The following is a 22,965-nucleotide window of genomic DNA, read 5'->3' on the forward strand; positions in this document are numbered from 1 at the left end:
CTGGCCAGACTCGGACGGTTTCAGTATGAACATATGAGTCAGAAATCGCTATCTCCGCGCGTAGACCCTTGCCGTACAAGGGGAGAGCGGGTGCGAACACAACCGGTCCTCGGTCCTCGTAAGCTGTGCACATGGCGAAGTGGACCCCCAAGCACGAGGCGCCGGAGCCCCTGGAGGGCCCCGTCGTCGCCACCATCACGGGCGGCACGATCCTCTGGTTCGTCCTCTTCCTGGTGCAGCTGCCGTTCTACGGCTGGTTCGACGACCACGGACACCTGTGGTGGCTGTGGACCTGTCTGGCCGGCGCCGGCCTCGGACTGATCGGCATCTGGTACGTCCGCAAGCGTGACGCCGCGATCAAGCGCGCCCACGCCGCCGGCGCTCCCGTGACGGAGTAACGGGGCTCCCCCGCCACCCCCGTGACGGAGTAACGGGGCTTCACCTCCACCCACGGCAGCATTCCCCGCCGCGCCCCGTCCTCCCCAGGTCGGAAGTTCGGCGCACTCGGCGGGTGAAGCCGCATATCCGCACGTACCGTCGAATGCATGACCCACATCGACGCGGGCGCCGGACTCGATCCCGTTCACCCCGTGCCCATACCCGCCTCCCGGCGGGTCGAGGGGTTGTCGGCCGCCGAGGTGGCCGAGCGGGTCGCGCGCGGCGAGGTGAACGACGTCCCGGTGCGCAGCAGCCGCTCCGTGGGCGAGATCGTCCGGGCGAACGTCTTCACCCGGTTCAACGCGATCATCGGCGTGCTCTGGCTGATCATGCTGTTCGTGGCGCCGTTCCAGGACAGCCTGTTCGGCTACGTGATCATCGCCAACACCGGGATCGGCATCATCCAGGAATGGCGGGCCAAGAAGACCCTGGACTCACTCGCGGTCATCGGCGAGGTGAAACCGACCGTCCGCAGGGACGGGGTCGCCGCCGAGGTGAGATCGTCGGAGATCGTGCTCGGGGACCTCATCGAGATCGGGCCGGGCGACAAGGTCGCCGTCGACGGCACCTGCGCGGAGGCGGACGGGCTGGAGATCGACGAGTCACTGCTCACCGGTGAGGCCGACCCCGTGGTCAAGCACGCCGGCGACCCGGTGATGTCGGGCAGTTTCGTGGTCGCCGGCACCGGCGCCTTCACCACGACGAAGGTGGGCCGGGAGGCGTACGCGGCACAGCTGGCGGAGGAGGCCTCACGGTTCACGCTGGTCCACTCCGAGCTGCGCAGCGGTATCTCCACGATCCTCAAGTACGTGACGTGGATGATGATCCCGACCGCCATCGGCCTCGTCATCAGCCAGCTCGTCGTCAAGCAGCACGGCTTCAAGGACTCCATCGCGCGGACCGTCGGCGGGATCGTGCCGATGGTCCCCGAGGGGCTGGTCCTGCTCACCTCCGTCGCCTTCGCGATCGGCGTCATCCGGCTTGGCCGAAAACAGTGCCTCGTTCAGGAACTCCCCGCCATCGAGGGCCTCGCCCGCATCGACACCGTCTGCCTCGACAAGACCGGAACCCTCACCGAGGGCGGCATGGACGTCACCGAGCTACGGCCGCTGAGGGGCACCGACGAGTCGTATCTGCGCAGGGTCCTCGGCGCGCTCGGCGAGTCGGATCCGCGGCCGAACGACTCCCTCCGGGCGATCATCGCCGCCTACCCGGACAGCGAGGAGTGGCGCTGCACCCAGTCGCTGCCCTTTTCCTCCGCCCGCAAGTACAGCGGCGCCGGGTTCAGCGAGGGCAACGGCGAGTCGAGCACCTGGCTGCTCGGCGCTCCCGACGTGCTGCTGCCCGCCGGGGACGCGGCGCTCGCCGAGACCGAGCGGCTGAACGAGGCGGGTCTGCGGGTGCTGTTGCTCGCGAAGACCACCAAGGACCTGGACGACCCCGGCGTCGCGGAGGCCGCCCGGCCCGCCGCGCTGGTCGTCCTGGAGCAGCGGTTGCGCCCGGACGCGGCCGACACCCTGCGCTACTTCGCCGACCAGGACGTCAAGGCCAAGGTCGTCTCCGGGGACAACGCGGTGTCGGTGGGCGCGGTCGCCGGCAAGCTCGGGCTCACCGGCGAGGTCGTGGACGCGCGCCGACTGCCGGACGGGCCGACGGAGATGGCGGAGTCCCTGGAGAAGGGCACGGTCTTCGGACGGGTCACCCCGCAGCAGAAGCGCGACATGGTCGGCGCCCTGCAGTCCCGCGGGCACACGGTGGCGATGACCGGCGACGGCGTGAACGACGTCCTGGCGCTGAAGGACGCCGACATCGGGGTGAGCATGGGCTCGGGGTCCGAGGCGACCCGCGCGGTGGCCCAGATCGTGCTGCTCAACAACAGCTTCTCGACACTGCCCTCGGTGGTCGGGGAGGGCCGCCGGGTCATCGGGAACATCACCCGGGTCGCGACGCTCTTCCTGGTGAAGACGGTCTACTCGGTGCTGCTGGCCGTCCTGGTGGCGTGCTGGCAGGTCGAATACCCCTTCCTGCCACGCCACTTGACTCTGCTGTCCACCCTGACGATCGGCATTCCGGCGTTCTTCCTCGCCCTCGCCCCCAACAAGGAGCGCGCCCAGCCCCACTTCGTGCGGCGGGTGATGCGGTACTCGATCCCGGGCGGAGTCGTCGCGGGAGTGGCCACCTTCGTGATGTATCTGATCGCGCGCCATCACTACACGGGAAGCGGCTCGCTGGAGGCGGAGACGAGCGCCGCGACGCTGACGCTCTTCCTGGTATCGATGTGGGTGCTCGCGATCATCGCCCGGCCGTACACCTGGTGGCGGATCTGCCTCGTCGCCTCGATGGGCGGGGCGTTCCTGCTGGTGCTCGTGGTGCCGAAACTGCAGCACTTCTTCGCGCTGAAGCTGGTCGGCGCGACGATGCCGTGGATCGCGGTGTTGATCTCGGTGGTGGCGGCGGCCGTCCTGGAGTTCCTGTGGAGGTGGGTCGACCGCCGCGTTCCCGCGTAGGGGCTGCTTCAGGTGTTACTGCACGTCGACGTAGTCACCCGTGGCGCTGACGGCCGAGGTGGTCGTGGTGCCCGCGAAGCTGTAGCGGTAGTAACCGTCGACGGTGGCCGTCGTGGTCGTCTTCAGGTTGCCGGAGCTGTCCGTGTTGATCGTCTTGAGGGTGGTGTAGGTGCTGGTGCCCGCCTTGCGGAACTGCAGCTTCACCGGCTGGGTGCCGTAGCCGTAGTACTTGGCGACGTCCCAGCTGGCGCGGGTCAGCGCGCCGGTGACCGTGATGGTCTTGCCCTTCACGACCGGCTCCGGGGAGGCGTTGACCGTCAGCTTGGAGTAGCGCTGGAGGTTCTTGGTGCCCAGGTCGCCCTGCCACTTGAGGTTGTTGTCGGCGTCGGCGGCGACCGACCCGACCTTCCAGGCGCCGGCCTCGGCGCTGAACAGGTCCTCGGTCTCGTCGGAGGAGGCCGGACGGAACTGGAGCTTGGCCGTGCACTTGAGCACGGTGGAGGAGGAGGCGGTGCAGGTGCCGGGGTCGTCGCCGCCGAGGACGTCGCTCGGCGAGGTGATCGAGGTGCCGCGGTAGAGCACCGGGCCGGTCGCGAAGGAGCTCGCGCTGACGGTCGAGGGGTGCGTCACGGTGTAGGTCGCGCTGACCGTGACCTCCGCGGAGGCGCCGACCACGATGTTCTTGCCACTGTTGATCACGACGTTGGAGACGGTGACGCCGGACACCGAGTTGCCGGCGGCCTGCGCGGCCGGCACGGCGAGAGCGGAGAGGGCCAGGGCGCCGGTGACGGCGGCCACGGTGGCTCGTATGCGCATGTGGGGTTCCCCAAGTGGAGAAAGGGGTCCCGGCGGTGGTCGTTCCTCACGGCTCGTCGTCAGCACGGGACCCAAGTGATCAGTGAGTCTGTTGACTCACGAGTGAGATTAGTGAGAGGCGCGACTGGTTGTACGGGCGGGGTGAGGAAGCCGTAGTTTTTGTGATCGCGTTACGGACCGATGGTGAAACACAGAGAAACGCCCGGCCCCGGAATGCCACGGGACCGGGCGGAACGTGCCGATCGTCCGGACCGGCCGGTCCGGACGATCGGCCCCGTCAGTCGAACCAGCGGTCCCGGGCCAGTTCCTCGGTGCGGGACGGGTCCTCCAGCAGTGCCGCGACCTCGAAGCGGCGCGGCCACTGCCTCGCCGACCAGGCGAGTCCGGCGGCGACGCCCTCCAGGGTGGCGGCGTGCAGCACCCCGTCCCGGGTGCGGCGCCAGTCGAGTTCGGTGCCGTCGACCACGAGCTCCTCGTGCTCGACGTACGAGGCGGGGGTCCCGGGGCCCAGCAGGACCCGTACGGACTCCGGTACGTCGTGCTCGGTGCCCTCGGAGGTCACCTCTCCGGTGACGGACTCGCTGAGCCGTCGTACCTGGAACAGCTCGGCGAGCTCGGCGGCCCGTGAGGGCGGCACCGGCAGCAGCGGCACCCCGTCGGTGAACGCCAGCAGGTCCGGTGAGTCCACGACCACCGCGTCGGCCGCGTCCACGACCCGCACCTCGCCGTCCACGACGGCCCTCAGCTCGTCAGGCAGCGTCACCTGCTCGGGGTCGAGGTCGGCCAACGCGCCGTAGAGGGCGTGCAGTTGGGTGCCGGAGACCTCGCGGTCCGGGTCGGCGAGCCGGTCGAGCAGTTCGGCGGCGCCGCCGGGCTCGTCGAGCAGGGCGGCCACGGACGTACGGACGCCGAGCGCCCGCAGCACCTGTTCGTCGTCGAAGCCGGTCGCGTCGGCCTCGTCGTACAGGCCGCGCAGCAGCGGATCGCCGCCGGCGGCCCGCAGACCGGCCGGCCGGCGCCCGTCGAGCACCGGATGCCCGCGCAGCCACCAGGCCGTGTACGGCCGGACGATCTCGTGCGTTCCGTCCGGCAGCAGGATGCGCACCTGCTGGGTGATCGCGTCCCGCAGCGGCGGCTGGGCGAGCAGGGCCAGGGCCTGCGGCCACCGGTCGTCGTCCACCAGGTCCAGATCCCGTACGGCGACGATCTCGGTCGCGACGGGCGGCACCGGCGAATCGGGCAGCCGGTCCAGAACGTCCTCGCACCACACGTCCACCGCGTCCAGCAGACCCGCGTCGTCGGGCTCGGCGAAGTCCGCGTCGCGCGGCTCCAGTTCGTCCGGATCGAGCACGATGTCGGTGGCGCGCACCAGGGCGAAGCCCGCGAGGACGCCGCAGGCGGCGAGCGGCTGCTCGCCCCACCGGTCGGCCAGTTCGGAGTCGACGAAGGCGAGTTCGCCCTCGCGCATGATCCGGGCGAACGGGCTGCCGGGCAGCACCAGTTCACCGGCGGGCACGAGCTCCCCCTCGTCGTCCGGCAGGGCGAGAGCGCCGAGCCAGGGCTCGTCGCCCGGGTCGAGAGCGGCGTCACGGACCAGCGCGAGGACGGTGTCCGCCAGCTCCTCCGCGTCCGGGGTGTCCTCGTCCCACGCCCCGCCCTCGTCGTCGAGCGAGGCGGCCACCGCGGCCCGCACCTGCGGGGTGGTGAGCACCGCGCGGGGTGAGGCCGGCACAGCGCCCAGCTTCTCCAGGAGCGGATGGGCGGCGTCCGGGTGCGCGACCTTGAGGCCGAGGCGGGCGAGCGTGTCGGGGGCCACCAGGGACCCCTCTGCGGTGGGCAGCAGGATCTGGCGGGGCCCGATCGTCGTGCGGCCGTCGGCCAGCGGCACCGGCAGTCCGGACAGCCGGTCCGGGTCGACCCCGGCCAGGCTGTCGTACAGGCGGTGCCACCACGCCGGGTCCTTCTCCAGACCGGCCAGCCGGTCCACGGCCTCGGTGAGCGGAACCCGGGCGACGCCCAGCGTGCGCAGTTCCACCCGCCGTTCGAGCCCGGCGGGCAGCAGGCTGGGCAGCACCTCGGCGAGCACCCGGACGGTCTCGGCGCCCGCGCCCTCCACCACCTCGGCGTCGCGCGGCCGCAGGACGGTGGGGTTCTCCGCGGGGCTGCTCTCGGGCCAGTCGTCCGGGGTGTCGGCGGCCGGCATCCGGTCCGGCGGGGCCGCGGGCGGCAGGAACGCGGTGCGCGGCAGCCGGTCCAGGATCGCCTGGCGCAGCGCGCCGTCCAGCTCGCCCTTGCCGAGCGGGCCGGGCACCAGGTCGATGATCCCGGTGTCCACCGGCCGCCAGGAGGCGAGGAGTTCGGCGTAGGCGTCCGCCGCGCGCTGCACCAGGAAGTCGGTCAGCGGGCCGGGGGCGGCGTGGCGCCGGGTGGTGTCGAGCGGGAGGGAGGCGATGAGGAGCGCGGGTACGCCGAGCGCTTCGTCGCTCGGCGTCGGCGCGTGCACGACGGGGCTGGTCCGCGGGCGGGCCGGGGCTCCCTCGTCGTCGACCGGGACGGCCCAGGTGACGGACCAGTACGGGCGCAGCCGCTCCTCGACCGGGCGGTCGGCGAGCAGGGCGGGGTCGAGGGGGCCGTTGCGGTCGACGGTGCGGTAGCGGGTCGTGCCGTCGCGGGAGTCGTCGATGACGGCCCCGTGCTCGGCGGCGGCGCGGCGCAGGGTGCGGACCTCCGCGTCGCCGATCTCCACGACCACTTCCTCCAGGCCGGGCAGGGCGAGCAGGAGGGCGTCGTCGATGTTCCGCAGGAGACGCTCGGCGAGGTCCTCGGCGGCGGTGTCGCGCAGCGGCAGGATCACGGCGGTGTCGTACGGGTCCGGGGCGGTGCCCTCGGCCGCGAACGGCAGCCGCAGCAGCGGCACATGGCCGTCCCGGCGGCGGATCTCGTCACCGAGGCCGGGGCTGTTCCCGGCGGTGCCGGCGGCGAGATCGCGGGCCTCGGCGAGCGCCCAGCGGACACCGCCGTGCCGCCCGACGACGGCGGGCTCGTCGGTGACGGCGAGGACCGCGGCGAAGCCGACACCGAAACGGCCCACGGCCGTGTCGTGCGCGTCCCGCTTCGCGGAGGCGCGGAGGGTGGCGAGCGACTCGACGCCGGCCGCGTCGAGGGGGGCGCCGGTGTTGGCCGCCACCAGGACGCCGTCGCGGAGGGTGAGGCGCAGACGGCCCGGGGCGCCGGCGCGGGCCGACGCGTCGGCGGCGTTCTGGGCGAGCTCCACGACGAGCCGGTCGCGGTACCCGCCGAGGACGAGGTCCTCCTCGGCGTTGGCGTCCTCGCGGAACCGGGCCGGGCTGGTCGCCCAGGCGTCCAGCACACCGCGGCGCAGACGCGCCGTGCCGAACGGGTCCGCACCCTCGGCAGCCGGCCGCACGAACTTACTCACGGGTTCACTCTCCCTCTCGCCTGGCGCGACCGCGAATGCTGCGCCGGGTCGCGGCATGAAGGTACCGCGCGCTCTCCCTGGCTTCTGCCGCCGCGTGCCGCCCCTCGGCCGTGGGGGCAGGATTCAGCCCCTCCGACAAGATTCAGCCCCTCCGGCGTTCGAGGAGCGGGGTCCGGGGCGGAGCCCCAGGGACGGGTAGGGGCGGAGGGGGCGAAAGAAGCCCGTGGCTGTGCCGGGGCCAGGCGGGGTGCGGCCCCGGGAGGAAAAAAGCCGAGGGAGGGAAGGCCACCAGGCAGGGAGGGCCGCCGCCGCGGAGGCTACGAGTGGCCGAGTTCCTCTGTGGACTCGTCGGAGGTCGCGGGTACGGACCCCGAGTCGGGGGACGGACGCAGCGGGAACGGGTCCACCTGGGTCTCGTCGATCACCGGAAGCGGCGGCCGCGGAGGCTTCGGCATGACCGCGGCCTCGGAGTGCCCACCGCACCCGTAAGCGAGGGACACCACACGCCCGTCGGCCGGCGAGAACTCATTCGCACAGACACCGAACGCCTGTCCGAGCGAGCCCCCGATGCGATTCAGGAAGCCACAGCTGACGCACGACGCGGGCGCGGCCTGCGCCATCGCCGTCTTGGGTCCGTACGACTCCTCCCAGCGGTCGGCCGCGACATGCAGCCCGTACCGGGAGAGCACCCGGGCCCGGCGGAGCCCCAATTCCTCGGCCACGGACGCGATCGAGCCCCGGCGCGGGGCCATCGGCAGGTTCGCGGGCGTACCCGCGGTCACCTCCGCGTCCTCCGCCTCCACCAGCTCGGCCATGTCCTCGGAGACCGCGGAGTTCGGCGCGGGCTCGTCCTCGCCGGAGTAGCCCGGTTCCAGGCGGAGGTCCTCGGCGTCCGTGGGCAGCAGGTCCCCGGGGCCCATGTCGCCGGGGCGGAGCCGCTCGCTCCACGGCACCCACTCCGGGGCCAGCAGCGCGTCCGTGCCGGGCAGCAGCACCGTCTCGTCGAGGGTGACGTTCTTCGCCCGGGAGGCGCGGGCCACGGTCGACGCCCAGCGCCAGCCGCGGTACCCGGGTTCCTTGCACTCGAAGTAGTGCGTGACAACGCGGTCCCCCTCGGAGACCAGTCCGAGGTGCTCGCCGACGATGCCTGGGTGGGCGGCCTCCTCGGCTGCCGCGCGGGCGAGGTCGACCGCCTCGGCGCACAGACGGTCCGGGGTGCGGCTTCGCGTTGTCGCTGCGCTCACAGGTATCGCTTCTCTCCTACGCCGTCTCACGGGTGCGCCATTCCTCCGGCGGGGGTGCGGACGGAGCGGACCGGTGGGCCGCGTCGACGTCCGCGCCCGATCGCACTCGGGCGCACCTACGCCATCCATTCTGCGGGATGGCCGAGAGGCGCGCGGCCGAGAACAATCGCCGCAGGCGCGTTACGCACGCTACCTTCTCCTGGCCCCTGGGCCCACACCGGCGGGCGTCTTCGGCGCTCCGCGCCGGGATCTTTGCCGCTCCGCGGCATCCGGAGCCGGCCGCTCCGCAGCCCGTTCTCCGCCGCTCCGCGGCGATATCCCCGGCGCTCCGCGCCAAAAGTTTCCCACCCTCACCCCCCGCCTCGCTCCGCCGAAAAGTCATCCACCCCAGGCGCAGCCCGTCCCGCTCCGCCGAAAAGTCATCCACCCCGGGCTCAGCCCGTCTCTCCTCGCCGAAAAGTCATCCACCCCGGGCGCAGCCCGTCTCGCCTCGCCTCTCCTCGCCTCTCCTCGCCTCTCCTCGCCTCTCCTCGTCGAAAATGATCCACCTCGCGCAGCCCCCTTTCGATTCGGCGGAAAAGTGGCCCGCGAGAGTGGTCCGCCAGGGGCCGGTCCGGCTTGCTTCGTCGAAAAGGGGTCCGGCGGGGGACCCGATCGTCCCCACACGCCCCCCCACTCGGCCCCCATACGCGCGGTAACCGCACTACGCACCCCGAACTCGGGGCACTATGACGGAGTGGCATCCGCAAGGTCGCCCCAGGGAGCAACCGGTATCGGTGGCGCCAAGGGGAGTAACCGGAATGGCGGATCGGGCCGGGTGACCGGGTCCGTCCGCGCGGTGGGACGTGCCCTGCACTTCCCGGTGACGCGGACGGCGCGCGGCATCCGCAAGGCGACCCACGCGCACGGAGCGGGCGAGTCGGGCCTCGGAAAACTGATCGAACTGCACGCGGTGAACGGCGCGGGCGACGTCATGATCACGGTGGCGCTGGCGTCCACCGTGTTCTTCTCCGTGCCGACCGACGAGGCCCGCGGCAGGGTCGCCCTCTACCTCGGCATCACAATGGCGCCCTTCGCCCTCCTCGCCCCCGTGATCGGCCCGCTGCTGGACCGTCTGCCGCACGGCCGACGGGCCGCGATGGCGGGCTCGATGCTCGCGAGGGCGATGCTCGCGCTGATGCTGGCGGGGGCGGTCGTCAGCGGCACCTTCGAGCTGTATCCCGCCGCGCTCGGCGTACTCGTCGCCTCCAAGGCGTACGGCGTGGTCCGCAGTGCCGTCGTACCCCGGCTCCTGCCACCCACGTTCTCCCTGGTCAAAGCCAATTCCCGGGTCACTCTGGGCGGGCTCCTGGCCACCGGTGTGGCCGGGCCGATCGCCGCCGTGCTCCAGTCGCTGGGGGCCCGCTATCCGCTCTACGGCGCCTTCACGATCTTCATCGGGGGCACGTTCCTGTCGTTCTCGCTGCCTCCCAAGGTCGACTCCGCCAAGGGCGAGGACAAGGCGCTGCTCGCCGCCGACGCGGAGCATCTGCACGGCCCGCACCTGAAGAAACCCCCGCGCCCCGGACTGCGGACCGTGGGGACGGCCGTCACCCACGCGCTCGGCGCCAACTCCTCGCTGCGCTGTCTGTCCGGCTTCCTGATCTTCTTCCTCGCCTTCCTGCTGCGCGAGCACCCGCTCAGCGGCAAGAGCGCGGCGGTCTCGCTGGGCCTGGTGGTCGTCTCGGCGGGTGTGGGCAACGCGCTCGGAACGGCCGTCGGAGCCTGGCTGAAACAGCGCGCCCCGGAGATCATCATCGTGACGGTGGTGGCGTTCGTGCTGGCCGCCGCGATCTTGGCGGCGCTCTTCTTCGGCACCGTGATGGTGGCGTGCCTCGCCGCGATCGCCGGGTTCGGGCAGGCCCTCGCCAAGCTGTCCCTGGACGCCCTGATCCAGCGCGACGTCCCCGAACTTGTCCGGAGCTCGGCCTTCGCCCGCTCCGAGACACTGCTCCAGATGGCCTGGGTGCTCGGCGGAGCCATCGGCATCGCGATGCCGCTCAACGGCCCGCTCGGCCTCTCCGTGGCCGCCGGGATCGTCGCCGTCGGCTGGCTGACGACCGTACGGGGCCTGCTCTCCGTGGCCCGGCGCGGCGGATCGGCCCGGCAGCGGGTCTCCTGAGCCGCGCGGGGGCCACACACGGCACGCCGCACCCCACGTGGGGGCACGGGTGGGCGCGCCCGATAACCTTCGGCCATGACCTCCCTGCCCCGCGGCAGAGCCGCTAATGGACAACGCGCTGCGCGCCGTCGCCGCGCCGTCGCCACGGTCGGCGCCGTTTCCGCCGGACTCCTCGCCCTGTCCGCCTGTGACAAGCCGACACCCATGGCCACCGTCACGGTCGGCACGAACTCGGTGAGCTCCGAGGCCGACTGCTACAACGACGGCGATGCCGTGAAGACCGCGGACCTGACGAGCTGCCTGCGGTCCAAGGACATCAAGTCCATCGACGTCGACCCCGACGCGACCGTCCGGTTCGGCGTGGACCCGAAGATCGCCGACAACGGCTGGACGATCCTGATGAACGGGCAGCAGCTCCTGCCCGAAAGCACCAAGAAGACGTACCTGACCATTCCGGGCAGCGTGTTCTTCAACCAGCAGTACGGCGCCACGGGCAGCTCGACGCTCGTCTCCATCAAGGAGGGCGACAAGACCGTCACCGGCCTGTGGTCGTTCAAGTTCAAGAAGGACTCGGACAACTGATCGCCGCCGCCGGGCCGAAGGTGCTCGTGGCCACCGCCGTCTCCGCGGAGAGGGAAGCGGTGGCCGCGGCGTCGTCCGGCACGGCGCGCGAGATACGGCTTCCGGGGGCGACGCTCCACCGGCTCGGTGGGTGCGATCTGCTCGCCGCCGGTGTCGGCCCCGCACTGGCCGCCGCCTCCGTCTCCGCCGCACTGGCCGCCGCCGCCCTCGAAGGCGCGCCCTACGGCCTCGTCGTCTGCGCGGGCATCGCCGGCGGCTTCCAGCCCGGCGCGCCCGTGGGATCGCTCGTGGTCGCCGACGACATCGTCGCGGCGGACCTCGGCGCGGAGGCTCCGGAGGGGTTCCTGCCGGTCACCGAGCTCGGCTTCGGGACCGTCTGCCATCGGCCACCGGAATCACTCGTACGAGAGGTCGCGGCCGCCATCGGTGGACGCGTCGGAACGGTCCTCACGGTGTCGACCGTGACCGGCAGCGCGACCCGCGCCGCCGAACTGCGCGCCCGGCATCCACGGGCCCTCGCCGAGGCGATGGAAGGGTTCGGGGTCGCCGAGGCGGCCGGCGCACACGGGGTGCCGGTACTGGAGATCCGCGCGGTGTCCAATCCCGTCGGACCGCGTGACCGCGCCGCGTGGCGCGTCGGCGACGCCCTCGCGGCCCTCACCGAGGCCTTCGGGAAGCTGGGGCCCCTCCTGGAGAGTTGGAACCCGCATGAGCGCACCCACTGAATCCGCCGAAGCCCTGCGGATCGCCTACTCACCCTGCCCCAACGACACCTTCGTCTTCGACGCCTGGGCGCACGGCCGCGTCCCGGACGCACCCGCGCTGGACGTGACCTTCGCGGACATCGACATCACCAACGGCATGGCCGAGCGCGGCGAGTTCGACGTGCTGAAGGTGTCGTACGCCGTGCTGCCGTACGTCCTCGACAGCTACGCGCTGCTGCCGTGCGGCGGCGCGCTGGGCCGGGGCTGCGGTCCGCTCGTGCTGACGAGGGAGGCGGGGGACGGGGGCACCTCCCTGCTCGAGCGAAGCCGAGAGCTTGGGGGGCGCACCGTCGCCGTGCCGAGTGAGCGCTCGACGGCGTACCTGCTGTTCCGGCTGTGGGCTGCCGAGACGGTCCCCGGCGGGGTCGGCGAGATCGTGGTCATGCCGTTCCACGAGATCATGCCGGCCGTCCGGGACGGAAAGGTCGACGCGGGGCTCGTCATCCACGAGGCGCGTTTCACGTACCAGAACTACGGGCTGCACAAGCTCGCCGACCTGGGCGAGCACTGGGAGCAGACCACCGGGCTGCCGATCCCGCTGGGCGCGATCATCGCCAAACGGTCGCTGGGCGCGGAGCGGCTACGGACGCTCGCCGACGCCGCCCGCGCCTCGGTCCGTGCCGCCTGGGACGACCCCGAGGCCTCCCGCGGCTACGTACTGGAACACGCCCAGGAAATGGACCCGAGCGTCGCGGACCAGCACATCGGCCTGTACGTCAACGAGTTCACGGCCGATCTGGGCGACGACGGATACGCGGCGGTCCGCGGACTCCTCACGCGCGCTGCGGCCGAGGGGCTGGTGCCGCCCCTCGGCCCGAACGCGCTGGACTTCCCCTGATTTCCCTCCGGACCTTTCCGAGTTCTCCTCAGCCCCCGGCCGGGGGCCGCTGACGGACGGTCATACGTCGAGCTGGTCGGCGACCGCGCGCAGCAGGCCCGCGATCTTCTTGCCGGAGGCCTTGTCGGGGTAGCGGCCCTTCTCCAGGGAAGGCGTGATGTTCTCCAGGAGGGTCGTCAGGTCCTGGACGATGGAGGCCAGTTCGTCCGGCTTGCGGCGCTGGGCCGCCGCGACCGAGGGGGCCGGCTCCAGAAGGGTCACCGAGAGCGCCTGATCGCCGCGCTGACCGGCGACGACGCCGAACTCGACACGCTGGCCGGGCTTGAGGGCGTCTACTCCGGCGGGCAGGACCGAGGAATGGACGAAGACGTCGCCGCCGTCGTCACGGGAGAGAAAGCCGAAGCCCTTCTCAGTATTGAACCACTTGACTTTGCCGGTGGGCACGTCTGTCCTCGTCCTCGTACTCGTCGGAAACTTCTCTGGGAACGACACGGGTGGTTGCAGGGGCAACTTCCCGTAAAACGCCTCTGGATAGCACTACAGCGGGTCAGCCGACCCGCCGGTACCAAGGCTAATGGTCCGTCGGCTCGTGACAAGACGTCGCTGGATTGTTCCTTCGCGCAGGGAACTACCCTGGTCGGGTGCGTGACAAAACCCAAGCGAATTCCCCCGAAGCCGGTGACCGGCTGATCCGTGCCGGTGCCATCGTGTTCTTCATCGGAGCGTTGGCCACACTGGTCACCGTGGCACCGCTGTTGCTCGGTACGAAACCTTTTCCGTTCTACATGTTCGGCCTGAGCATGCTCATGGGCGTCGGCTTCCTGCTGGCCGCGGCGGGCGTGCTCCAGTCCGCCGCGCAGGGACGCCGCCGGGCGCGCGCCGCCCGTTCCTGACGGCGGCCGTTCCGGGCCCGTTCCCGACAACGGCCGTTCCAGCGGACCGGGGCCGGCTCCGCTGTGCCCTCAGCGCCCTCAGCGGTAGTTCTCCAGCCATGCCGGGAACTCCGTGAGATCGCCGAGGACGACATCCGCGCCCGCCGCGCGCAGTTCCTCGGCGTCGCACGGCCCGGTCGCCACGGCCACGGCGTACGCCCGCGCCGTGTGCGCGCCGCGTACGTCGCCGGTGTGGTCGCCGACGTACACGCTCGCGCCGTGCTCGCGCAGCGCCACCGCCTTCTGCTCGGCCCACAGGTTGCCGACGAGTTCGTCCGCGTCGATGTCCAGGTGGTCCAGGTGCAGCCTGGCGTTGGGCTCCCACTTCGCGGTGACGACGACCGTGCGCCCGCCCGCCGCCCGCACCGCCGCGACGGCTTCGCGCGCGCCGGGCATCGCGAGCGTGCCGGTGATCGCGTAGGTGGGGTACATCCCGCGGTAGAGGTCGGCCACCGCCCGGACCTCCTCGGCCGGGAACCAGTTGACGAGTTCCTCCTCCAGCGGCGGACCGAGCCGCGTGACCACGAGATCCGAGTCGATGTACGTCCCGGTCCGTGCGGATATCGCCTCGTAGCAGGCGTGGATCCCGGGACGGGAGTCGATCAGGGTCATGTCGAGGTCGAAGCCGACGGTCAGCGCGGGAGACGTCATATGGGCCATTCTGCCCAGGTCGCCGGGTGCCCGGTCCAGGCATTTTCGGCGCGCCGGTCCTGCCCCTTCTCCGGCCAGGCGGCGGCAGCGCCGGGCGTCAGCGGCCTCGCTGGGAGCGCCAGACCAGGTACAGGGCCGAGGTGACCGCCGCGCCGCGGACGATCCACGGCCAGGTCTGGGTCATCGCGTCGCTCATGTGGCCCTGGGCGACGGGGGTGCCCCAGCGGCCGTTCGTACGGCCCCAGAGCCAGACGATGCCGGCCGTGACGGACAGGCCCGGCAGGACGAGGACGGCCCACTTCGATTCCGCGGGGGTCAGCCGGCGCGAGCCGTAGGCGATCAGCCAGCCGAGGGCGAGCGCGAACCAGTTGCCGAGGACGGCCCCGGCGACGAGGAGGGCGGCGGCGAGCAGGAGCAGCGGGTTGGTGTAGCCGCTCAGGCGTGGGAGGCGGCGCGGGAAGCGGCGCGCGACGGTGGCCTCGGCCGCCGGCTCGTCCTCCGGGCCCGGTGCCGCTGTCTCCTTGGCCGGGTTCGCCTCTTCCTCGGCTTCGCGGTCCTTCTCCCCCGGGGGCGGCCTGAAAAGGTCGGGGATCTCCACGCCGCCGACGAACCCCGGAACGCTGTCGTCGAGCCCGAAGGGGCTGTTGTTCGCGCGCCACCAGTCGGGCCGGGTCGCGCTGTCGCCCAGTTCGTGGGCGCTCGCCAGGTGGGGCGGGGACGGTGTGTCGGCGCCGGCGCTCTCGGCGGGCCGCTCCTGCGCGGGACGGGGGCGGGGGACGACGCGGCGCAGTCCCTTGGGGCGCTCCTCCGGTTCGGTGGCGGCGCGCTGGGCGGGCACGGCGGCCCAGGTCCGCGTGCCGGCCGCGGTGCCGCCGGTGCCCTGTCCGGCCGCCGCGACGATCTCGTCGGGGGTGCCGAGGCGGTCGAGGATGCGGCGGACGGCGGCGGGACTGTCGACGGTGGTCTTCGCCCGGCGGCGGTCGATCTCGCCCCGCAGCTCCGTGACCAGGCGCATCCGGGTGGCCGACGGCAACTGCCGCTGCTGGGCCAGGTCGCCGACCCGGCTCAGATAGTCGAAGACCAGCTGGTCGCTCTCGATCCCCACGAAGTCCCCTCCGGGGCGGGTGCGTTGGATACCCCGTGGTGACGAAGGTACCGGTTTTTCCGTGTGCGGGAGCGCCCCGCCCGGGGCTCGGGCAGCCGTACGACCGTCGTCGGCCGCCCCGGCCGCGCGGCCCGGAGAACGTTCCACGGGCCGGGGGCCGGGCCCGGGGAGCCCGCCACCCGCTACCGTTGACAGGATGAGCCCCGAGACGACCGCCCCGCGGTCCCTGGCGGAAGCCCTCCGCGCGCGGGACGACGCCTCGCTGTCCGCCCTTCTGCGGTCCCGGCCGGACCTGATCACCCCCGTCCCCACGGATCTCACCCAACTGGCCACCCGGGCGGGCACGCGAGCGTCGGTCGTCCGCGCCCTGGAGCGTCTGGACCGTTTCACGCTGCAGACGGCGGAGGCGCTGGCGGTGGCGCGGGAACCGGCGACGTACGACGAACTGCTCGGGCTGCTGGCGGGCGACGACGGCGACCCCACGGTCACGGCGGCCTTCCCGCACGCGCTCGGGACGCTGCGCGAGCAGGCGCTCCTGTGGGGTGGCGACGACCGCCTGCGGCTCGTACGGACGGCACGTGAGCTGCTCGCGCCGTCGCCGCAGCACCCGTCCCCGACGGGTCTCGGGCCGACGGTCGGCGAGGCCACGGCGGGCATGTCGCCGGGGCGCATCCAGGAGATCGTGGCCGCGGCGGGACTGGCGTCCACCCATGACTCCGTGTCGGCGGTGGCCTCGCTGAGTGCCCTGTTCAGCGACCGGAACCGGATGTCGTCGCTGCTCGACGAGGCGCCCGCCGAGGCGGTGGAGGTGCTGTCCCGGCTGGTGTGGGGGCCGCCGTACGGGCAGGTGACGGCCGAACCCGCGGCACATCTGCGCTGGCTGATCGGGCGGGGGCTGCTGCTGCCGACCGGTCCTGGCACGGTCGTTCTGCCCAGGGAGGTCGCCCTGCATCTGCGGGCGGGCCGCGCGCACCGGGTCACCGAGCCGGTGGCGCCCGCGGTCGAGGCCGCGACACCCCACCGTCCACAGGTTGTGGACGCCGCCGCGGCCGGCCAGGCGTACACGACGCTGGCGACCGTCGAGGAGCTGCTGAAGGACTGGCACGAGGGCGGCCCCGCGGTGCTCCGCGCGGGCGGGCTGAGCGTGCGGGACCTGAAGCGGACGGCGGTGGCGCTCGACGTCTCCGAGCCGATCGCCGCGTTCTGGGTGGAACTCGCCTACGCGGCGGGCCTGCTGGCGTCGGACGGCGAGGCGGAGGAACGGTACGCGGCGACGCCGGCCTACGACGCGTGGCTGGAGCTGCCCGCCGCGGAGCGCTGGGCGCGGCTCGCCTCGGCGTGGCTCGAGGCGACCCGCACGGCGGGTCTGGTCGGCGGACGGGACGCGAAGGACCGTACGCTCTCGGCGCTCGGCCCCGGCCTCGACCGTTCCGCGGCGCCGGAGGTCCGCCACCGCGTCCTCGCCCTGCTCGCCGAGCTTCCCGAGGGCACCTCGCCCGCCACGGACTCCCTCCTCGCCCGGCTGTACTGGGAACGGCCCTCGCGCGGTGCCCGGCCCGCGCCGGACGACCTGCGCGCCCGGCTGGCCCGCTGGACGCTGTCCGAGTCGGAGCTGCTCGGGGTGACCGGCCGGGGCGCGCTGTCCGCGCAGGGGCGGGCCCTGCTGGGTCTGCCGGCGGCGGCGGGCGCGCAGGGGGCGGAGCCGTCCGGCCCGGGTGACAAGCTGCCCGCCCACAAGCGGCACCACCCCGTGACCGTCCCCGTGCCGCACTCCCCCGCCGAGCGGGCCGCGGCGACGGCCCGGGCCGCCGGACTCCTCGCCCCGCTGCTGCCCGAACCGCTCGACCACGTCCTGCTGCAGGCGGACCTGACCGCGGTCGCGCCCGGCCCCCTGGAGCGTCCGCTGGCCGACACGCTCGGGGTGCTCGCGGACGTCGAGTCCAAGGGCGGGGCGACGGTCTACCGCTTCACTCCGGGCTCGGTGCGCCGGGCGCTCGACGCGGGCCGTTCGGCGTCCGACCTGCACGCCTTCCTCGCCGCCCACTCCCGTACACCGGTCCCGCAGCCGCTCGCCTATCTGATCGACGACATGGCGCGGCGGCACGGCCATCTGCGGATCGGGGCGGCGTCGGCGTACGTCCGCTGCGACGACGAGGCGGTGCTCAACGAGATCCTCGCCGACAAGCGTTCGCAGGAGTTCGGGCTGCGGCGGATCGCGCCGACGGTGCTGGCCGCGCAGAGCGACCCGGCGGGCCTCCTCACCGGCCTCAGGTCGATGGGTTTCGCGCCGGCCGCCGAGTCGGCGGAGGGTGACGTCCTGATCAGTCGGGCGCACGCCCACCGCACCCCGCCGCGCACCGCCCCGGAGCCCGTCCCGGACGGCCCGCCGGTCCCCGACGCCACCCTCCTCGGCGCCGCGGTCCGCGCGATCCGGGCCGGGGACCTCGCCTCCACCGCCCCGCGCAAGGAGGACCCGGCCGTGGGCCGTCCCGTCGACGGCGGGCTGCCCCGCACCAGCTCCGCCGAGACCCTCGCGACCATGCAGGCCGCCGTCATGACGGGCGAGGCGGTGTGGATCGGCTACGTGAACGCCGAGGGCGCCGCCAGTCAGCGCGTCATCGCCCCCATCCGGGTCGAGGGCGGCTTCGTCACGGCGTACGACCACACGGCGGACGAGGTCCGCACCTATCCGCTGCACAGGGTCACGGGGGTGGCGGAGCTGGCCGACGACCAGCCGTGATCACCCGCCGGTAGGGCACACTGGACGTTTGGCCGAGCATCCGCGCCGGGTGCCGCCACGCAGAAAGGGACGGGTGTGAACGGACCCCTCATCGTCCAGTCCGACAAAACGCTTCTGCTCGAAGTCGATCATGAGCTGGCCGACGCCTGCCGTCGGGTCATCGCCCCCTTCGCCGAGCTGGAGCGGGCGCCCGAGCACATCCACACCTACCGGGTGACGCCGCTCGGCCTGTGGAACGCGCGGGCCGCCGGGCACGACGCCGAGCAGGTCGTGGACGCGCTGGTGGAGTTCAGCCGCTATCCGGTCCCGCACGCGCTGCTCGTGGACATCGCCGAGACGATGGACCGCTACGGACGCCTCACGCTGAGCAAGCATCCCGCCCACGGACTCGTCCTCACCACCACCGACCGGCCCGTCCTCGAAGAGGTGCTGCGCTCCAAGCGGGTCGCACCGCTCGTCGGCAACCGGATCGACCCCGACACCGTGGTCGTGCACCCCTCCGAGCGCGGTCAGATCAAGCAGACCCTGCTGAAGCTGGGCTGGCCGGCCGAGGACCTCGCCGGGTACGTCGACGGCGAGGCGCACGCCATCGAGCTCGACGAGAGCGGCTGGGCGCTGCGGCCCTACCAGCGACAGGCCGTGGAGAACTTCTGGCACGGCGGGTCCGGTGTGGTCGTGCTGCCCTGCGGCGCGGGCAAGACGCTCGTCGGGGCCGGTGCCATGGCGCAGGCCAAGGCGACCACCCTCATCCTCGTGACCAACACCGTCTCCGCCCGGCAGTGGAAGCACGAGCTGGTGAAGCGGACCTCGCTGACCGAGGAGGAGATCGGCGAGTACAGCGGCACGCGCAAGGAGATCCGCCCGGTCACCATCGCCACCTACCAGGTGCTGACGACCCGGCGGAAGGGCGTCTACCCGCACCTCGAACTCTTCGACTCCCGCGACTGGGGCCTCATCCTGTACGACGAGGTCCATCTGCTGCCCGCTCCCGTCTTCAAGTTCACCGCCGACCTCCAGGCCCGGCGCCGGCTGGGGCTGACCGCCACGCTCGTACGGGAGGACGGACGCGAGTCGGACGTCTTCTCGCTCATCGGGCCCAAGCGGTTCGACGCGCCCTGGAAGGAGATCGAGGCGCAGGGTTACATCGCGCCGGCCGACTGTGTCGAGGTGCGGGTGAACCTCACCGACACCGAGCGGATCGCGTACGCCACCGCCGAGACCGAGGAGAAGTACCGCTTCTGCGCCACGACGGCGACCAAGCGGAAGGTGACCGAGGCGCTGGTCCGCAGGTTCGCGGGTCAGCAGATCCTCGTGATCGGCCAGTACATCGACCAGCTCGACGAGCTGGGCGAGCATCTGAACGCGCCCGTCATCAAGGGCGAGACCAGCAATGCCCAGCGGGAGAAGCTGTTCGACGCCTTCCGGGAGGGCGAGATCAGCGTGCTCGTCGTGTCGAAGGTCGCCAACTTCTCCATCGACCTGCCGGAGGCCACGGTGGCCATCCAGGTCTCGGGCACCTTCGGCTCCCGCCAGGAGGAGGCCCAGCGCCTGGGCCGCGTCCTGCGTCCCAAGGCCGACGGCCACCAGGCCCACTTCTACTCCGTGGTCGCCCGCGACACGATCGACCAGGACTTCGCCGCCCACCGCCAGCGCTTCCTGGCGGAACAGGGCTACGCCTACCGGATCATGGACGCCGACGAACTCCTGACCGACACGGATTGACTTGCTCTCCCTGCCTGAGGAGGGACATTCTGGCCTGCTCGCTCGGTGCTGTGCCGCTACGCGGCACGGGCGTCGGGCGGGCTTCCGTGGCTTCCTGTTTCTTCACGCTGCGCCAGAAGGGACTCTGGTCTTACCGGCGCTCCGCAGGCTGTCACCGCCAGTCCGGCGGCCGTTTTGACGTTGATCGCGGCGTTGTGGTCCCGGTCGTGGACGGTGCCGCAGGCGCTGCAGGTCCATTCCCGGATGTGCAGGGGCTTGGGGCCGTCCTTGACACCGCAGGCCGAGCAGGTCTGCGAGGTCGGCCGGAACCTGCCGATCTTGACCAGGGTGCGCCCGTACCGGGCGGCCTTGTACTCCAGCATGTGCACGAACTGTGCCCAGCCCGCGTCATGCACGCTCTTGGCCAGCCGGGTACACGCGAGTCCTTTGACCGCCAGGTCCTCCACACCGATCGCTTGGTTCTCGCGGATCAGTTTCGTGGAGAGCCGGTGGAGGAATTCGTGGCGGGCGTCGGCCACTTTCGCGTGGGCGCGGGCGACCTTGAGGCGGGCCGCCTCGCGGTTCCTGGATCCCTTCTGTTTGCGGGACAGCTCCCGCTGGGCCTTCTTCAGTTTCTTCTCGGCTCGGCGCAGGAACCGCGGCGAGTCGATCTTCGTGCCGTCGGAGAGGACGGCGAAGTGGGTGAGGCCCAGGTCGATGCCGACCGTCCGGTCGGTGTCGGGCATGCGGGCGGCGTCGGCGGCCGGGTCGGTGTCGATGACGAAGGAGGCGAAGTACCGTCCGGCCGCGTCCTTGATCACGGTGACCGAGGAGGGCCGTGCGGGCAGGGTGCGGGACCATTTCACCTTCACCGCGCCGATCTTGGGGAGGTTCAGTTTCCCAGAAGTGGTGATCGACCAGCGGGCATTGGCCGTGAAGCGGATCGACTGACGGCTGTCCTTGCGGGACTTGAATCGGGGCGCACCGGTCATCGCGCCCTTCCGCTCACCTTTGAGGGAGGCGAAGAAGTTCCGGTACGCGGATTCCGCGTCGCGCAGGGACTGCTGGAGGACGACCGCGGAGACCTCGCCCAGCCAGGACCGCCCGGGTGTCCGCTTGGCCTGGGTGATCAGTTTCTGGGACAGTTCAGCGGCTTTCGGGAACGGCTCGCCCGCCGCACGGGCGTCCTCGCGGGCGCGCACGGCATCGTTGTACACGACGCGGGCACACCCGAACGCCCTGGCCAGCGCGAGGCGTTGGCCCGGTTGCGGGTGCAGCCTGAAGGCGTACCGAAGCTGCATGCGGTGATCGTACGAACGAGCGTTGCCCACCACCAGGGGGAACGTATGTACGGCCGGTACCCCCTGACCTGAACCGGGGAGTGGAACGGCCGGACGGGGTGAGGTGTTGCCCGGCTTCACCGGATCGGACCCCATGACACTCCGCGTCGGCCGTGGTGAGGCCTGCGCCCTCCTGCTCCGCAGGACAGCATCCGTGACGCTCCGCGCCACAACCATCAGATTCGCTTCACCACCGGCCTGAAGGCCGATGCACTGCGAATGAACCCCGGTAGCTCCCGTTATCTTTTTCGCGGTTCCGCAATGGGGCCGCTGGCCTCCGGGCCCGGCATGACTGTGTCCCCCTGTCGAAGGCATGACCTGGGGGGTGGTGTCACCGGGTCCGGAAGGTGCCGTCGGAGACGCTGATGAGAGGTCCGGCCACCGCCCGGTCCGGCGCAACGCCGGACGGTTCGCGGGCGGCAGGTCTGCATAACGTGGCTGCGCGCGTACGACACCATCACCTAGGCCGGCACGGTCAAATCCGCTGGAAGGGTGCGATGTTCGACACCGAAGACGTGGGCGTGTTCCTCGGCCTGGACGTCGGCAAGAGTGCTCATCACGGCCACGGGCTGACCCCGGCGGGCAAGAAGGTCTTCGACAAGCCCCTGCCCAACAGCGAGCCGAAGCTGCGGGCCGTCCTCGACAAGCTGGCCGCGAAGTTCGGCACCGTGCTGGTGATCGTGGACCAGCCCGCCTCCATCGGAGCCCTGCCCCTGACGGTCGCCCGGCACGCCGGCTGCAAGGTCGCCTACCTGCCCGGACTCGCGATGCGCCGGATCGCCGAACTGTATCCCTGCGAGGCCAAGACCGACGCGAAGGACGCCGCGGTGATCGCGGACGCCGCCCGCACCATGCCGCACACCCTGCGCTCGCTGGAGCTGACCGACGAGATCACCGCCGAACTGACCGTGCTGGTCGGCTTCGACCAGGACCTGGCGGCCGAGGCCACCCGCACCTCCAACCGGATACGCGGCCTGCTCACCCAGTTCCACCCCAGCCTGGAACGCGTCCTCGGGCCGCGGCTGGACCACCCCGCCGTGACCTGGCTGCTGGAACGCCATGGATCGCCGTCCGCCCTGCGCAAAACCGGGCGCCGCAGGCTGGTCGAAGTGATCCGGCCCAAGGCCCCGCGTATGGCCGCCCGGCTGATCGACGACGTCTTCGACGCACTCGACGAGCAGACCGTCGTCGTCCCCGGAACCGGCACCCTCGACACCGTCGTCCCCTCCCTGGCCCGCTCCCTCACGGCCGTCCACGAACAACGCCGGGCGCTGGAAGCCCAGATCAAAGCCCTGCTGGAGGACCGCCCTCTTTCCCCGGTCCTGACCTCGATGCCGGGAGTCGGAGTCAGGACCGGCGCCGTCCTGCTGGTCACCGTCGGCGACGGCACCGGCTTCCCCACCGCCGCCCACCTCGCCTCCTACGCCGGCCTCGCCCCACCACCAAGCAGTCAGGCACATCGATCCACGGCGAACACGCACCCAGAGGTGGTAACCGGCAGCTCAAACGCGCCATGTTCCTCTCCGCGTTCGCCGCCCTGCGCGACCCCGCCTCCCGCACCTACTACGACAAATGCCGGGCCGGGGAAAGACCCACACCCAGGCCCTCCTCCGCCTCGCCCGCCAACGCATCAGCGTCCTGTTCGCCATGCTCCGCGACGGCACCTTCTACGAACCCCGCGTCCCCCAGGCAACGGCTGCATGAACC

16 protein-coding genes and 1 pseudogene are annotated in these 22,965 nt (G+C 71.9%); 10 read left to right on the forward strand and 7 right to left on the reverse strand.

The features are described from left to right. Window positions 1-131 precede the first annotated feature (131 nt). Together ACZ4N5_RS22760 and ACZ4N5_RS22765 are read left to right on the forward strand one after the other, a co-directional pair. A complete protein-coding gene (locus ACZ4N5_RS22760; RefSeq protein ID WP_467758881.1) occupies window positions 132-398 on the forward strand; it encodes a DUF2530 domain-containing protein in 267 nt (88 codons plus the stop codon). A gap of 147 nt (window positions 399-545) precedes the next feature. After that, window positions 546-2,945, forward strand: a complete 2,400-nt coding sequence (locus ACZ4N5_RS22765) for a cation-translocating P-type ATPase (protein WP_467758882.1) — start codon at window positions 546-548, stop codon at window positions 2,943-2,945. Window positions 2,946-2,960: 15 nt separating this feature from the next. Here the strand turns inward: ACZ4N5_RS22765 and ACZ4N5_RS22770 are convergent, their stop codons facing one another. The 3 genes from ACZ4N5_RS22770 to ACZ4N5_RS22780 form a co-directional block, all read right to left on the reverse strand. Then, a complete protein-coding gene (locus ACZ4N5_RS22770) occupies window positions 2,961-3,761 on the reverse strand; it encodes a hypothetical protein (protein WP_467758883.1) in 801 nt (266 codons plus the stop codon). Between the two features lie 277 nt (window positions 3,762-4,038). After that, window positions 4,039-7,200 (reverse strand): sacsin N-terminal ATP-binding-like domain-containing protein, encoded by a 3,162-nt coding sequence (locus tag ACZ4N5_RS22775; RefSeq protein WP_467758884.1) that lies wholly within the window; start codon window positions 7,198-7,200, stop codon window positions 4,039-4,041. Between the two features lie 317 nt (window positions 7,201-7,517). Then, the gene (locus tag ACZ4N5_RS22780) at window positions 7,518-8,444 is read right to left on the reverse strand and encodes a DUF3027 domain-containing protein (RefSeq protein WP_467758885.1); all 927 of its coding nucleotides are present in this window, start codon (window positions 8,442-8,444) and stop codon (window positions 7,518-7,520) included. A gap of 736 nt (window positions 8,445-9,180) precedes the next feature. Between ACZ4N5_RS22780 and ACZ4N5_RS22785 the strand changes: the two genes are divergently transcribed. The 4 genes from ACZ4N5_RS22785 to ACZ4N5_RS22800 all read left to right on the forward strand — a co-directional run bounded on the left by ACZ4N5_RS22785 (window position 9,181) and on the right by ACZ4N5_RS22800 (window position 12,789). Next, window positions 9,181-10,605 carry an MFS transporter gene (locus ACZ4N5_RS22785; RefSeq protein ID WP_467758886.1) on the forward strand — a complete coding sequence of 475 codons (1,425 nt, stop codon included), beginning with the start codon at window positions 9,181-9,183 and terminating at the stop codon, window positions 10,603-10,605. Window positions 10,606-10,680: 75 nt separating this feature from the next. Continuing rightward, window positions 10,681-11,187 (forward strand): DUF2771 domain-containing protein, encoded by a 507-nt coding sequence (locus ACZ4N5_RS22790; protein WP_467758887.1) that lies wholly within the window; start codon window positions 10,681-10,683, stop codon window positions 11,185-11,187. Further along, complete coding sequence (locus ACZ4N5_RS22795; protein WP_467758888.1) at window positions 11,151-11,912, forward strand: futalosine hydrolase; 762 nt, start codon at window positions 11,151-11,153, stop codon at window positions 11,910-11,912. Before ACZ4N5_RS22790 ends, ACZ4N5_RS22795 begins: the two co-directional genes overlap by 37 nt. Beyond that, a complete protein-coding gene (locus tag ACZ4N5_RS22800; RefSeq protein WP_467758889.1) occupies window positions 11,896-12,789 on the forward strand; it encodes a 1,4-dihydroxy-6-naphthoate synthase in 894 nt (297 codons plus the stop codon). Before ACZ4N5_RS22795 ends, ACZ4N5_RS22800 begins: the two co-directional genes overlap by 17 nt. A gap of 60 nt (window positions 12,790-12,849) precedes the next feature. Here the strand turns inward: ACZ4N5_RS22800 and ACZ4N5_RS22805 are convergent, their stop codons facing one another. Next, window positions 12,850-13,233, reverse strand: coding sequence for a cold-shock protein (locus tag ACZ4N5_RS22805; protein ID WP_467758890.1), 384 nt, complete (start codon window positions 13,231-13,233; stop codon window positions 12,850-12,852). Between the two features lie 197 nt (window positions 13,234-13,430). Here ACZ4N5_RS22805 and ACZ4N5_RS22810 point away from each other — a divergent pair, with 197 nt between their 5' ends. Beyond that, on the forward strand, window positions 13,431-13,682 hold the full coding sequence (locus ACZ4N5_RS22810; RefSeq protein WP_037624209.1) for a hypothetical protein: 252 nt from the start codon (window positions 13,431-13,433) through the stop codon (window positions 13,680-13,682). A 78-nt stretch (window positions 13,683-13,760) separates the two neighbouring features. On the opposite strand, the gene ACZ4N5_RS22815 is transcribed toward ACZ4N5_RS22810, so the two are convergent. Together ACZ4N5_RS22815 and ACZ4N5_RS22820 are read right to left on the reverse strand one after the other, a co-directional pair. Further along, window positions 13,761-14,381 (reverse strand): HAD family hydrolase, encoded by a 621-nt coding sequence (locus ACZ4N5_RS22815; protein WP_467758891.1) that lies wholly within the window; start codon window positions 14,379-14,381, stop codon window positions 13,761-13,763. 88 nt (window positions 14,382-14,469) lie between these two features. Beyond that, window positions 14,470-15,477, reverse strand: coding sequence for a hypothetical protein (locus tag ACZ4N5_RS22820; protein WP_467758892.1), 1,008 nt, complete (start codon window positions 15,475-15,477; stop codon window positions 14,470-14,472). Between the two features lie 196 nt (window positions 15,478-15,673). On the opposite strand from ACZ4N5_RS22820, the gene ACZ4N5_RS22825 reads away from it, so the two are divergent. Together ACZ4N5_RS22825 and ACZ4N5_RS22830 are read left to right on the forward strand one after the other, a co-directional pair. Further along, the gene (locus tag ACZ4N5_RS22825; protein ID WP_467758893.1) at window positions 15,674-18,217 is read left to right on the forward strand and encodes a helicase-associated domain-containing protein; all 2,544 of its coding nucleotides are present in this window, start codon (window positions 15,674-15,676) and stop codon (window positions 18,215-18,217) included. A gap of 75 nt (window positions 18,218-18,292) precedes the next feature. Continuing rightward, window positions 18,293-19,939, forward strand: a complete 1,647-nt coding sequence (locus ACZ4N5_RS22830) for a DNA repair helicase XPB (RefSeq protein WP_467758894.1) — start codon at window positions 18,293-18,295, stop codon at window positions 19,937-19,939. Window positions 19,940-19,995: 56 nt separating this feature from the next. Here the strand turns inward: ACZ4N5_RS22830 and ACZ4N5_RS22835 are convergent, their stop codons facing one another. After that, a complete protein-coding gene (locus tag ACZ4N5_RS22835) occupies window positions 19,996-21,219 on the reverse strand; it encodes an RNA-guided endonuclease InsQ/TnpB family protein (RefSeq protein WP_467758895.1) in 1,224 nt (407 codons plus the stop codon). Between the two features lie 536 nt (window positions 21,220-21,755). Here ACZ4N5_RS22835 and ACZ4N5_RS22840 point away from each other — a divergent pair. Beyond that, a pseudogene (locus ACZ4N5_RS22840) lies at window positions 21,756-22,962 on the forward strand (IS110 family RNA-guided transposase). Window positions 22,963-22,965 lie beyond the last annotated feature (3 nt).

Source organism: Streptomyces sp. NPDC026500 (genome assembly GCF_055567635.1).

Coding starts and splice junctions, on each gene's coding strand:
- ACZ4N5_RS22835 (WP_467758895.1), bottom strand. CDS start 21,219: ATGCAGCTTCGGTACGCCTTCAGGCTGCACCCGCAACCGGGCCAACGC.
- ACZ4N5_RS22815 (WP_467758891.1), bottom strand. CDS start 14,381: ATGGCCCATATGACGTCTCCCGCGCTGACCGTCGGCTTCGACCTCGAC.
- ACZ4N5_RS22825 (WP_467758893.1), top strand. CDS start 15,674: ATGAGCCCCGAGACGACCGCCCCGCGGTCCCTGGCGGAAGCCCTCCGC.
- ACZ4N5_RS22765 (WP_467758882.1), top strand. CDS start 546: ATGACCCACATCGACGCGGGCGCCGGACTCGATCCCGTTCACCCCGTG.
- ACZ4N5_RS22770 (WP_467758883.1), bottom strand. CDS start 3,761: ATGCGCATACGAGCCACCGTGGCCGCCGTCACCGGCGCCCTGGCCCTC.
- ACZ4N5_RS22760 (WP_467758881.1), top strand. CDS start 132: ATGGCGAAGTGGACCCCCAAGCACGAGGCGCCGGAGCCCCTGGAGGGC.
- ACZ4N5_RS22800 (WP_467758889.1), top strand. CDS start 11,896: ATGAGCGCACCCACTGAATCCGCCGAAGCCCTGCGGATCGCCTACTCA.
- ACZ4N5_RS22790 (WP_467758887.1), top strand. CDS start 10,681: ATGACCTCCCTGCCCCGCGGCAGAGCCGCTAATGGACAACGCGCTGCG.